Source organism: Methyloversatilis sp. S146-33 (genome assembly GCF_059552495.1).
Genome location: NZ_JCANOT010000033.1, coordinates 39,143 through 51,577, shown reverse-complemented (window position 1 = coordinate 51,577; position 12,435 = coordinate 39,143). Strand labels below are relative to the sequence as shown.

At 68.0% G+C, this 12,435-nt stretch carries 11 protein-coding genes; 2 read left to right on the top strand and 9 right to left on the bottom strand.

Annotation, left to right across the window (positions count from 1 at the left end):
• Nucleotides 1-82: 82 nt before the first annotated feature.
• The 5 genes from AC51BJ_RS13785 to AC51BJ_RS13765 form a co-directional block, all read right to left on the bottom strand.
• Nucleotides 83-937 (bottom strand): HDOD domain-containing protein, encoded by an 855-nt coding sequence (locus tag AC51BJ_RS13785; protein WP_430434958.1) that lies wholly within the window; start codon nucleotides 935-937, stop codon nucleotides 83-85.
• A gap of 317 nt (nucleotides 938-1,254) precedes the next feature.
• Nucleotides 1,255-2,562, bottom strand: coding sequence for a glycolate oxidase subunit GlcF (glcF, locus tag AC51BJ_RS13780; RefSeq protein ID WP_496280603.1), 1,308 nt, complete (start codon nucleotides 2,560-2,562; stop codon nucleotides 1,255-1,257).
• Between the two features lie 10 nt (nucleotides 2,563-2,572).
• Nucleotides 2,573-3,649: a glycolate oxidase subunit GlcE gene (gene glcE / locus AC51BJ_RS13775; protein ID WP_496280602.1), complete on the bottom strand. Its 1,077-nt coding sequence runs from the start codon at nucleotides 3,647-3,649 to the stop codon at nucleotides 2,573-2,575.
• A 2-nt stretch (nucleotides 3,650-3,651) separates the two neighbouring features.
• Complete coding sequence (locus AC51BJ_RS13770; protein WP_496280601.1) at nucleotides 3,652-5,160, bottom strand: FAD-linked oxidase C-terminal domain-containing protein; 1,509 nt, start codon at nucleotides 5,158-5,160, stop codon at nucleotides 3,652-3,654.
• A gap of 259 nt (nucleotides 5,161-5,419) precedes the next feature.
• Nucleotides 5,420-6,709 (bottom strand): glycerate kinase type-2 family protein, encoded by a 1,290-nt coding sequence (locus AC51BJ_RS13765; RefSeq protein WP_496280600.1) that lies wholly within the window; start codon nucleotides 6,707-6,709, stop codon nucleotides 5,420-5,422.
• A 210-nt stretch (nucleotides 6,710-6,919) separates the two neighbouring features.
• Between AC51BJ_RS13765 and AC51BJ_RS13760 the strand changes: the two genes are divergently transcribed.
• Both AC51BJ_RS13760 and murI read left to right on the top strand, forming a co-directional pair.
• Nucleotides 6,920-7,486, top strand: coding sequence for a cob(I)yrinic acid a,c-diamide adenosyltransferase (locus AC51BJ_RS13760; RefSeq protein ID WP_496280599.1), 567 nt, complete (start codon nucleotides 6,920-6,922; stop codon nucleotides 7,484-7,486).
• Between the two features lie 40 nt (nucleotides 7,487-7,526).
• Nucleotides 7,527-8,330: a glutamate racemase gene (gene murI, locus AC51BJ_RS13755; protein ID WP_496280598.1), complete on the top strand. Its 804-nt coding sequence runs from the start codon at nucleotides 7,527-7,529 to the stop codon at nucleotides 8,328-8,330.
• On the opposite strand, the gene AC51BJ_RS13750 is transcribed toward murI, so the two are convergent.
• The 4 genes from AC51BJ_RS13750 to AC51BJ_RS13735 form a co-directional block, all read right to left on the bottom strand.
• Nucleotides 8,331-9,197 (bottom strand): decaprenyl-phosphate phosphoribosyltransferase, encoded by an 867-nt coding sequence (locus AC51BJ_RS13750; RefSeq protein WP_496280597.1) that lies wholly within the window; start codon nucleotides 9,195-9,197, stop codon nucleotides 8,331-8,333.
• A 7-nt stretch (nucleotides 9,198-9,204) separates the two neighbouring features.
• Entirely contained in the window at nucleotides 9,205-10,710 is a 1,506-nt protein-coding gene (locus AC51BJ_RS13745; protein ID WP_496280596.1) for an ArnT family glycosyltransferase, read from the bottom strand.
• Nucleotides 10,711-10,713: 3 nt separating this feature from the next.
• On the bottom strand, nucleotides 10,714-11,784 hold the full coding sequence (gene aroG / locus AC51BJ_RS13740) for a 3-deoxy-7-phosphoheptulonate synthase AroG (RefSeq protein ID WP_019917035.1): 1,071 nt from the start codon (nucleotides 11,782-11,784) through the stop codon (nucleotides 10,714-10,716).
• A 112-nt stretch (nucleotides 11,785-11,896) separates the two neighbouring features.
• Nucleotides 11,897-12,418: a DUF2062 domain-containing protein gene (locus AC51BJ_RS13735; RefSeq protein WP_496280595.1), complete on the bottom strand. Its 522-nt coding sequence runs from the start codon at nucleotides 12,416-12,418 to the stop codon at nucleotides 11,897-11,899.
• Nucleotides 12,419-12,435: the final 17 nt, after the last annotated feature.

The window sequence follows — 12,435 nt, the reverse complement described above, 5'->3', positions numbered from 1 at the left end:
AGCCGATTCTAGCTTCTCAACAGCACACGCTCGTGTAAGCAGCTGTTCATGTCTGCAAGCACAGGTGCAATTTCACGATTCTTCACAACGAGAAGCTCACGTACTGCTCATTGATCTCGTCGATGTACTCGTCGAGCGCGCTCGCATGTATGCCAAGCTCCTCGAGCACTTCGCCCGAACGCATGCTCCAGATCGGGTCCGGCAAGCCTTTGTTGAGCAGATAGATATGCGTCGCCAGCGCGACGATGCCTATCGTGCTGCGCAGCCCGTAGGTGTCGTCTTCCGGCATTTCGTGGTGATAGCGGATGGCCTGCACGATCAGCTCCGGCAAACCCCAGTTGCGGGCGACCCAGTAGCCGACCGTCGCATGATCGAGACGGTAACGCACGTTCTCCAGACCGGTATCGACCCAGTAGGACTCCTCGTCCAGATTCAGCGTGCTCCAGTAGTCAGCGAAGCGCTGCATCAGCAAGGGAACGCCGCAGTCGTGAAACATGGCGGCCAGATAGGCCTGATCGGGAAACACGTTGCAGACCGCGACGCGCTCGCCGGCGATCTGCGAGGCCAGGCTGGCAATCGTTTCGCAGCGCTGCCAGAAGCGCTCCATCTGCGGCCCCGGACCGCCTGCCGCCTGACGGATCGAAATGCCGCGAACCAGATTGATGGTCTGATTGAGACCGATGCGCATCAGTACCTGTTCGGCGTTGGCGGGCGCACGGCCGCGCCCGTAGGCCGGCGAGCGGCACACCTTGAACAGCGCAGCCAGCACGCCAGGGTCGCGCGAAATGCTCTCGGCAAGGAGGCCGACCTCGAAATCCGGATTGCGCATCAGGTTTTCGATTTCGAGCAGCAGTCGGGGCTTCGATGGAAGGAGGACGGCGGACGATTCGAGTACTGCGTCGATGACTTCGGGGGCGTGTACGGCTGTTTGCTGCATGGCGGGCTCACTCGGAACTGTATTGCGGGCTGCGAGCTTTAACGGCAGCCGTCGACAGGACTTGAGCGGCGGAATGCACCCGGATCCGCAGGGCACGGATCCGGGTCCGGCGCGACCTCAGGCGTCCTAGGGTCTGTTGACATTAAATCGCGAACCGCGTTGCAGCGCGCGAGGCACGGGCAGGGCGTGCGACGAAGTCGAGACGGGCGGTCTCGACAAGGAGCGCAACGCGGTCCGTGCCGCGCACGCTGCAAACCCGGAGAGCGCGAGCCCCGATGCACCCATCTCCGCGTTGGGCCTCCTCCCCTGACGGCCAGTCAGCCGGCGTCGGCCCGCCTTGATCCGGACGCTTCGGGATTCGCGCGCGGCCCGCGATTCAATGGCAACAGACCCTGGGTGAGCGCCTGATCGAGCCACTCTATCCAGTGGCGCACCGGCGTCGTGGTCCCGGTCTGCAGATGGGCGATGCAGCCGACGTTGGCGCTGGCGATGCCGGCAGGCTGTTCGGCCTGCAGCGCGCTCAGCTTGTTGTTACGCAGCGTCGTCGCGAGCGCCGGCTGCAGCAGCGAATAGCTGCCTGCCGAGCCGCAGCACAGATGGCTGTCGGCGACCGGTTTCAGGTCGTAGCCGGCGGCGCGCAGCAGCGCCTCCGCGTGTCCGCGCACCTGCTGGCCGTGCTGCAGCGAACAGGGCGGGTGATAGGCGAGCGGCTGGCGCGCCGTGGTGCCAGCGGCGAACAGGCCCTCGATCTGTACGCGCTCGGCGGCCAGGATTTCCGACAGGTCGCGGGTCATCGCCGCCACCTTCGCCGCGCGCTCCGCGTACTGCGGATCGTCGGCCAGCAGATGGCCGTACTCGCGCACTGTGCTGCCGCAGCCGGAAGCCGTCATCACGATGGCCTCGACGTCGCCGCGCTCGATCGCCGGCCACCAGGCGTCGATCAGCGCACGCATGTCCTGGCGACCGCCGTCCTGGTCGTTCAGGTGGAAACGCAGCGCACCGCAGCAGCCGGCGCGCGCGATCTCGACCAGCGAAATGCCGAGCAGGTCGAGCACGCGCGCCGCCGCGGCATTCACGTCCGGCATCAACGCCGGCTGTACGCAGCCCGCCAGCACCAGCATGCGGCGCTGATGGCGCACCGGCGGCCAGGCGCCAGCACTGCGCGCGTCAGCCACCTTGGCCGCCAACGACCCCGGCAGCAGCGGCTTGGCGAGCCGACCGAGCGCCAGTGCGGTGTTGAACACCGCCGGACGCGACAGCCCTTCGCGCAGCAGCCAGCGCTTCGCGCGCTGCGCCAGCGGGCGCTTCGCACGTCGCTCGGCCACCGCGCGACCGATATCGACCAGTTCGCTGTAGCGCACGCCGGACGGACAGGTCGATTCACAGTTACGGCAGGTGAGGCAGCGGTCGAGGTGAGGCAGCACGGTGTCAGCCGGCACCTCGCCTTCGAGCATCTGCTTCATCAGGTAGATGCGGCCACGCGGACCGTCGAGCTCGTCGCCCAGCAGCTGGTAGGTGGGACAGGTGGCGTTGCAGAAACCGCAGTGCACACACTTGCGCAGCAGGGTGTCGGCGGCGTCGCCCTCGGGGGTGTTGCGGATGAAATCGGCCAGTCCGGTCTGCATCAGTGGGCGCTCACAGTTCAGCGTACAGGCGTCCGGGGCTGAACACGCCGGACGGGTCGAAAGCCTGCTTCAGGCGGCGATGCACCGCCATCACTTCAGGGGCCAGCGGCTCGAACACGCCGAGCGCGCGATCGACGGTGCTGCCGCCGCGGAACAGCGTCGCGTGACCGCCGACAGCCTTCACTGCGTGACGTAGCGCGTCGGCGTCGACATCGCTGCGCAGCCAGCGCTGCATGCCGTTCCACTCGACAAGGCAGCCGCCGTCGAGCGGCAGCACCGGCGTCATCGGCGGCAGCGACAGGCGCCACAGCGGCGTGTCGCCGGCGAAGAAATCGTGCGTCTGCTCGCGCATCGACTGCCACAGCGCAGCCGCCTCGGTCGCATCGAGCGGGTCGCCGCCGATGTTGCGCACGGCCGCATCGAGCGCGGTCTGCGCACCCGACAGTCGAACCGCCAACCGACCGTCCAGCCAGGCGGTGGCCGACACCGGCAGCGGCTGGGCACCCCACTCGCGCATGCGGGTCAGCGCCGCCGCCTCGTCGAGCGCGAGCACGCGCGTCTGTTCCGCCTGCGGGCGCGGCAGCACCTTCAGCGTCACCTCGAGCACCAGGCCCAGCGTGCCGAAGCTGCCGGCGATCAGGCGCGACACGTCGAAGCCGGCGACGTTCTTCATCACCTGGCCTCCGAAGCGCAGCACGCGGCCCTGTCCGTCCATCAGTGTCACGCCGAGCACAAAGTCGCGCAGGCTGCCGGCACTGATGCGGCGCGGCCCGGACAGCCCACTGGCCAGGGCGCCGCCCAGCGTCGCGTGCGGGCCGAAGTGCGGCGCCTCGAACGCCAGCATCTGGCCGTGCTCGCCCAGCAGGCGCTCGATCGCCGACAGACGGGTGCCGGCATGCGCGGTGATGTAGAGCTCGGACGGTTCGTAGGCGATGACGCCCTGCGCACCGCGCATGTCCAGCGGCACGCCGTCGAGCGACTGGGCGAGGAAGTCCTTGGAGCCGCTGCCATGCGGACGCAGCGCGCGACCGTGCGCGGCGGCCTCCAGCACCTGCTCGCGCAGCACTGCATGAAGAGAGTGGGTCATGGTCAGAAACGCGGCAGTTCGGGATGCGGCAGTTCGCCGTGATGCACGTGCATGCGGCCCATTTCGGCGCAGCGGTGCAGCGTCGGCACCGCCTTGCCCGGATTCATCAGGCCGGCCGGGTCGAAGGCCGCTTTCACGCGATGGAACATGTCGAGTTCGTCGGAGGCGAACTGACTGCACATCTGGTTGATCTTCTCCAGACCCACGCCGTGCTCGCCGGTGATGGTGCCACCCAGCGCCACCGACAGTTCGAGGATTTCAACGCCGAAGGCTTCGGCGCGGTGCACCGAGTCCGGGTCGTTCGAATCGAACAGGATGAGCGGATGCAGGTTGCCGTCGCCGGCATGGAACACGTTGAGCAGGCCCAGGCCGTACTTCTTCGCCATGACCTCCATCGCCTCCAGCATTTCGGCCAGCCGCTTGCGCGGAATGGTGCCGTCCATGCAGTAGTAGTCGGGCGAGATGCGACCCGCCGCCGGGAAGGCCGCCTTGCGGCCGGCCCAGAAACGCAGCCGCTCGGCTTCGTCGCTGGAAATGCGGATTTCGGTTGCACCCGCGGTGTCGAGCAGCGCGCGTACGCGGGCGATCTCGTCCTGCACCTCCTCTTCGGTGCCGTCCGATTCGCACAGCAGGATGGCCGCCGCGTCGAGCGGGTAGCCGGCATGAACGAACTGCTCGACCGCCGCCGCGGTCGCTTGGTCCATCATTTCGAGGCCGGCCGGGATGATGCCGGCGGCGATGATGTCGGCCACCGCCTGCCCGGCGCGGCGGATGTCGTCGAAGGCGGCCAGCACGCAGCGCGCCACGCGCGGCTTGGGCACCAGCTTCACCGTCACTTCGGTCACCACGCCGAGCAGGCCTTCCGAACCGATGGTCACGGCCAGCAGGTCGTAACCCGGGCTGTCCGGCGCCGCGCTGCCGATTTCCATCACCTCGCCCGCCATCGTCACCATGCGCACGCGCAGCACGTTGTGCACGGTCAGTCCGTACTTCAGGCAGTGCACGCCGCCCGAGTTCTCGGCCACATTGCCACCGATGCTGCAGGCGATCTGCGACGACGGGTCCGGTGCGTAGTAAAGACCGTAAGGCGCCGCCGCCTCCGACACAGCGAGGTTGCGCACGCCCGGCTGGACGACGGCCTGCTGGGCGAGGCGGTCGACCGACACGATGCGGTTCAGCCGCGCCGTCGACAGCACCACGCCCTGCTTGTGCGGCGTCGCCCCGCCCGAAAGGCCGGTGCCGGCGCCACGCGGCACCACCGGCACGCCGAGGCGGTGACAGGTGCGCAGCACCGCGATCACCTGCGCTTCGGTGGTCGGCAGCGCAACCGCCAGCGGCATCTCGCGCATCAGCATCAGTCCGTCGCATTCGTAGGCGCGCAGACGGCCGAGGTCGGTGATCAGGCAGTCCGCCGGCAGGACACGCGCCAGTTCGGCGATCAGGGCCGGTCGGTCGGTACTTCCGGGTGGCGGAAAAGCGGTGGCTTCGTGGGCCTGTGGCAGAGCGCTCATGGCGGCTTCCGGTGGGGCAGAGACAGGCGGCAGATGATACCCGCAGTGCCCCGGCGGCGCCTCCTGCAGCGCGGGATCGCTCTCCGTGGAAGTCACCTCTGCTCGTGATGCGGCGTCGGAAACCCCGCCGGCTCCCGATACAGGCCGCTGTCGGGGTCAGAAGCCCCCTCCCACAAGACCCCGGCTCGCGACTGCGCTTTCGGAGGCGGCAAAAGAAACGGCGCCCGCAGGCGCCGTTTCCGGGGAGAGCCGAGGTCGTTCAGACCTTCTTTTCGACGTAGATGGCGCGGAAGTCGTTAACGTTGGTCAGCGTCGGGCCGGTCACGATGAGGTCGTCGATGCCGAGGAAGAAACCGTAAGCGTCGTGCTGATCCAGCATCGTGCGAGCGTCGATGCCGGCGGCGCGGGCGCGGGCCAGCGTGTCGTCGGTGACGATGGCGCCGGCGTTGTCCTCGCTGCCGTCGATGCCGTCGGTGTCGCCCGACACCGCGTGAATGCCCTTCATGCCGTCGAGCGCGATCGCCAGCGACAGCAGGAATTCCGAGTTACGACCGCCGCGCGGCTTCTGACCGGGCTTGATCTGGCCCAGCGTGACCGTGGTTTCACCGCCCGACAGCAGCACGCAGGGCGGCTGCACCGGCGTACCGTTGATCGCGCAAGCCTTGGCGATGCCGGCCAGCACCTTGCCGGCGTCGCTCGATTCGCCCTCGATCATGTCGCCCAGCACCAGCGGTGTCACACCGTGCGCGCGCGCCACTTCGGCCGCCGCCAGCAGCGAAGCCTGGGCGGTCGAGATCACGCGGGTTTCGCAGCGCGCCAGACGCGGATCGTCGGCCTTCGGCGTTTCCGATTCCGGCTTCGCCAGCCAGGCCATCACGGCCGCCGGCACTTCGATGTTGTAGCGGCGGATGATGGCCAGCGCGTCCTCGCGGGTCGTGGTGTCCGGCACCGTCGGGCCGGAAGCGACTACCGCCGGGTCGTCGCCCGGCACGTCGGAAATGACCAGCGTGAATACGCGCGCCGGATAGGCCGCCTGCGCCAGCCGGCCGCCCTTCATCGACGACAGGTGCTTGCGCACGCAATTCATTTCCTGGATCGCCGCACCGCTGGCCAGCAGCGCGCGGTTCACAGCCTGCTTGTCTTCCAGCGTCAGGCCTTCGGCCGGCGCCGACAGCAGCGCCGAGCCGCCACCGGAAATCAGGGCGATCACCAGATCGTCCTCGCTCAGGCCCTGCACGGTGTCGAGAATGCGCTTCGCCGCCTGCTGACCGGCCGCATCGGGCACCGGATGCGACGCCTCGACCACCTCGATGCGCTGGCACGGCGCGCCGTGGCCGTAGCGGGTCACCACCAAGCCGGACAGGTCGCCCGACCAGTTCTTCTCGACCGCCAGTGCCATCGACGCCGCGGCCTTGCCGGCGCCGACGACGATGGTGCGGCCCTTGGGCGGCGGCGGCAGATTGGCCGGCACGCAGAGGTCGGGGTTGGCAGCGTCGAACGCCGCCTGGAACAGCTTGTTCAGGAAATCTTTCGGTTCGGGGGTACTCACGGCAACTCCGTCTGGTCTGTTCGTTTGCGGGGGATGTGTGGTCTGCGTGTATGTGCATGAACCGCGCAGCGCTGCCGGGTGATGGCCGCCCGCATATCCGGCTGTCGCGGGGTGGGCGCCAGCATGGGATGATGTGCAATTCTAGCGTGCGCCGGCCTTATATTTGCGCGCACTTATAATCAATACCTCTTATCCAAGTCATCACACGCCATGGGTCATCGACTATCCAAGATTGCCACCCGCACCGGCGACGGCGGCGAAACCGGCCTCGGCGACGGCACCCGGGTTTCCAAATCCAGTGCGCGGATACACGCGCTGGGCGACGTTGACGAACTGAACAGCGCGATCGGCGTGCTGCTGTGCGAAGACATGCCGGCCGATCTGTCGGCGCTGCTGACCGAAATCCAGCACGATCTGTTCGACCTGGGTGGCGAACTGGCCATCCCCGGCTACCACCTGATCAAGACCGAACAGGTGGCCCGCCTCGATGCCGAACTGGAACGCCTGAACGCCGAGCTGACGCCGCTGAAGGAATTCATCCTGCCCGGCGGCACCCGCGCTGCGGCGCACGCCCACCTCGCGCGCACCATCTGCCGCCGCGCCGAACGCGCGGTGATCGCCGCGGCCGCCGAAGGCAAGGTGTCGGAGGCGAGCCGGCAGTATCTGAACCGTCTGTCCGACCTGCTGTTCGTGCTCGGCCGCACCTACAACCGGCTGGCCGGCTGCGGTGACGTGCTGTGGCAGCGCGGCCGCGCCCACGACGGCGGAACGGACTGATAGGGATGGCCGCGGACACGTCCGCGGCCGAGCGCTGCCCGTGACAAGCACTTCCGACGCGCCGATCGGCGTATTCGACTCCGGCCTCGGCGGACTTTCGGTGCTGCGCCATGCGCGCACGGCACTGCCGGCCGAGGATTTCCTCTATGTCGCCGATTCCGGCTTCGCCCCCTATGGCGAGCGCAGCGCCGACTGGATACGCGCACGCAGCGCCGAACTGGGCGAATTCCTGATCGCGCGCGGCGCCAAGGCCTTGCTGATCGCCTGCAATACGGCCACCGCGGCGGCCGCGCAGGCGCTGCGCGAGCGCTGGCCCGCGCTCCCCATCATCGGCATGGAACCCGCGGTCAAACCGGCGGTGGCGGCGACGAAGACCGGCACGGTCGGCGTGCTGGCCACCACCGGCACACTGGCCAGCAGTCGCTTCGCAGCACTGCTCGACACCTTCGGCCGCGACATCCACGTAGTGACCCGCCCGGGCAGCGGTCTGGTCGAGGCGGTCGAGCGCGGCGACTTCGACAGCCCCGACACGCGGGCGCTGGTGGCCTCGCACGTCGAGCCGCTGATCGCCGAGGGGGCCGACGTGATCGTGCTCGGCTGCACCCATTACCCTTTTCTGCGCCCTTTGATCGAACAGGCGGCCGGGCCCGCGGTACGCGTGATCGACACCGGAGATGCGGTCGCCCGCCAGCTCGCGCGCGCGCTCGGCCGAGCCGGTCTGCTGCGCAGCGGCCACCACGGCGGCGAACGTTTCTGGAGCAGCGCGCCGCCGGCGCAACGCAGCACGGCGCTGCAGCGGCTGTGGCGGCAGGACGCGACGGTCGAGCCACTGACCGGCGGTTGATCAGCGCAGGATGAGGACGGTGACGATCACCCAGCCCGCCATGGCGACGATCAGGTGAGGGTCGCGGAACAGGTCGTGCGACGGGTCGCCGCCCGCGCCCTGGCGATGCAGCAGATAGAGATAGCGGAACAGCCCGTACAGCACGAAGGGCAGCGTGTAGATCAGGTCACCGGTGCCGTGGATGCGCACCGTGTCCTCATCCACCGTGTACAGCGCGTAGGCCACCACGGCGCAGGCGCCGGTGATGGTGGTGAACTGGTCGAGCAGCGCCGCCGAGTACTGGTCCAGCACGGTGCGGTGGGCGCCGCCGCCTTCCTCCATCAGCATCATTTCGGCCCGCCGCTTGGCGAAACCGAGGAAAAGCGTCAGCAGCAGGCCGCACATCAGCAGCCAGTTCGACGGCGGGATGCCGAGGCCGGTGGTGCCGGCCAGCAGGCGCAGCATGAAGCCGGCGCTGATCAGGAACACGTCGAGCACGACCACGCGTTTCAGGCCGTAGCTGTAGCCGAGGTTGATCAGGCCGTAGATGCACAGCAGCCACACCAGCATTTCGCCGACCTGCCAGGCCAGCGCGAGCGAACTGGCGGACAGCGCCCCCATCAGCAGCACCGCCACAGACGGCGACAGCGCGCCGGACGCCAGCGGACGCATACGTTTGACCGGATGCAGCCTGTCCTGCGCGACATCGCGGAAATCGTTCAGCGCATAGACGGCACTCGACATCAGGCAGAAGGCGGCGAAAGCCAGCAGCGCCGACTGCACCATGGCGGCCTGGTGCCAGGCGTGGCCGAACAGCAGGCCGAAGAACACGAAGCCGTTCTTCACCCACTGCTTCGGACGCATCAGCTGCAGGGCGGCGACGATCATCGCGGTCTCAGTTGAAGTAGCGTTCCTCGAAATAGCAGCCACAGTCCGGCAGCCACTTCGGTATTGCGTACCAGAGGCGGCGCGCCGGCTCCAGCACACCTGCATGGTAGGCCGCGTAGTCGAAACCGTGGCCGCGGATGCGCCAGAAGGTGGCACCGCGCACCTGCAGCGTGTCCTCGCTCACTTCGCGGAAATACGGCGTGTAATCGGCGAGGTCCGGCTTTTCCTTGCTCAGGATCAGGATGTCGCGGCCGGCCAGCGCGCGGAAGTCGGTCAGCACGTCATCGTGCCGCGCGTGACTGGACGCCGGGCCGAACACCGGCCAGTAGCGGCCGTGGTTGTAGCCCATCGTGACCGAGGGCGAATAGCCGTCGGTCATCAGCACGTAGCGGTCGACGTCGTCGCCCAGCGCGGCGATCACCTCGTCCGCCTTCACCGTCTGCACGACGCCGGCGTACTTGCGCGGCCCCAGCCGTTGCGCCCAGCTATCGACCGGCTGCGTCGCCACCGCGATCACGCCGGCCACGTGCAGCAGCGCCAGCACCGCGGTGATGTTGCGGGTACGACGCAGCACGCCGTCGGGCACCGCGCGGGCGTACATCAGGAAGGCCAGCGGCACGAAGGAGAACACCCAGTGCAGGCCTATGGTCTTGACCAGCGACAGCAGACCGAACACCGCCAGCGGCACGACCACCAGCGCCGGCAGCGCGGCCTGGCGCATCCACGCGCCGGGCGCACGCAGCAGTCGCCACGCCACCATCGGCGTCAGCAGCCACAGCATCATGCCGGCGTACATCAGTGGCGTCTGCCACGACAGCCCGGCCCCGCCGTGACGGTTGAACACGTTGAACATCACGTTGGCCCAGCAGTGCTGGCTGTTCCACCAGGCGTTGTACAGGCCGGCCGGCAGCGCGCACAGCACGAGCAGCGCCAGGCCCTTCCACTTCCACGCCGCCGGGCGCCACAGCGCCCACACGATGTAGGCGAGGCCGAGCAGCACGGCGAAGTACTTGGACAGGAAGGCGCCGCCGAGCAGCAGGCCAGCCAGCGCGAAGGCGCTCATCGACCGCGTACGCTGCGCGTGCAGGAACAGTAGCGCCGAGGCGACGCTGAAATACACCAGCGGGATGTCGGTCGTGATCAGCACGTCGAGCACGCTGGCCGGCGCCAACAGCGCCAGCGTGGCCGCGCCCCAGCGTGTGGCGGCGGCATCGTCGCGCAGGAAGGCGAGCAGCATGAAGGACAGCAACGCCGGCTGCAGGATGGCCGGCAGACGCAGCCACCACTCGGCTTCCGACACCGATATCAGCGCCGCCAGCCACCAGCCCACCATGGGCGGATGGTCGTAGAAGCCGCCGGCCGGGATCTTGCCCCACCAGTAGAAGTAGGCTTCGTCGCCGGTGAAGGGCAGCACGGCGCCCAGCCAGCCGCGGAAAACCAGCGTCAGCAGCAGGCTGATGAAATAGAAACGGCGCCAGCTGGAAGCCGGCGCCGCAGAGAACAGCGCATTCACCGATCAGTCGCGGTCGGCCAGCGCACGGCGACGTGCACGCACTGCTTCGGCGAGGACGTCGAGCAGTTCGACGCTCTTGTCCCAGCCCAGGCAGGCGTCGGTGATGCTCATGCCGTACTCCGGTTCCTTGCCGGCGACCAGATCCTGACGGCCTTCCTTCAGGTGCGATTCGACCATGACGCCGAAGATGCGGTCCTCGCCGCAGGCCATCTGCGCCGCGACGTCGCGCGCGACATCCATCTGCAGCGCGCACTGCTTGCGGCTGTTGGCGTGCGAGAAGTCGATCATCACCTTCGCCGGCACGCCGGCGGCGGCCAGTTCGCGGCACACCTTCTCGACCGCGTCGGCGTCGTAGTTCGGTTCCTTGCCGCCGCGCAGGATGACGTGGCAGTCCTCGTTGCCGGCGGTCGACACGATGGCCGAGTGGCCGGCCTTGGTGACCGACAGGAACACGTGCGGCGACTGTGCCGACTTGATCGCGTCGGAGGCGATGCGCACATTGCCGTCGGTGCCGTTCTTGAAGCCGACCGGGCAGGACAGGCCGGACGCCAGTTCGCGGTGCACCTGACTTTCCGTCGTGCGCGCGCCGATGGCGCCCCAGGCCACGAGGTCAGCCGTGTACTGCGGCGTGATGGTGTCGAGGAACTCGGTGCCGGCCGGCAGGCCCTGCTCGTTCACTTCCAGCAGGATGCGGCGCGCCAGGCGCAGGCCGTCGTTGATCTTGAAGCTGTTGTCCAGATAGGGATCGTTGATCAGCCCCTTCCAGCCCACCGTGGTGCGCGGCTTCTCGAAATAGACGCGCATGACGATTTCGAGGTCGGCCGAAAGACGCTCGCGCTGCGCTTTCAGCAGCTTCGCGTATTCCATGCCGGCCTTGTAGTCGTGGATCGAGCAGGGACCGATCACCACCAGCAGGCGGTCGTCGGCGCCGCGCAGGATGCGATGGATGGCCTGGCGCGCGGCAAATGTCGTTTCGGACGCCACATCGCTGGCCGGCAGTTCGCGCAACACGTGCGCGGGCGGCAGAAGTTCGCGGATTTCCTTGATGCGGACGTCGTCGGTGATCTTGTGCATGGGAGCGTTCATGGCTACGTTGTTCGGTACCGCGCCGGCAGGTGTGCCGTTGCAAAGCGGTGGATTCTAACCCGGCGCGGGGTTTCCTTCGTTCAAGCGGATCCTGGCCTGCTCAGTTGCGGCGCTCGCGCCACAGCAGGTGGACCGCAAAATAGCCGATCACCGAGGCGCTGCAGGCCATGATGAACAGCCCGGTCACCAGCGGCAGGCCGGCTGCGCTGAGCCAGATCCACAAACCTTCGAGCCAGCCGGTCGCCAGTTCGCCGATCTTTTCCGCACTCTGTTCGATCTGCGACGACTCGCTGACCGATGCCGGCTTGGCCAACACGAAGCTCCCCAGTTCGTAGGCCGCCCAGTAGATCGGCGGGAAGGTGAACGGATTGGTGATCAGCGTGCAGCCGGCGCTGATCGCGACGTGCGCACGCAGGAAGAGCGCGGTGGCGATCGCGAACAGGAACTGGGCGAACGGAATCATCAGCCCGAAAAACAGGCCGATCGACACCGCCTTCGCGACGCTGTGGCGGTTGGCGTGCCACAGACTGTCGTCGCGCAGGTGATGGGCGAACGGCGCGACGACGCGCGAGGAGAGTATCTGCTCGCGCGTCGGGAACCAGCGTCTCAACCAGGTAGGCATGCTGCTGCGACTGACCG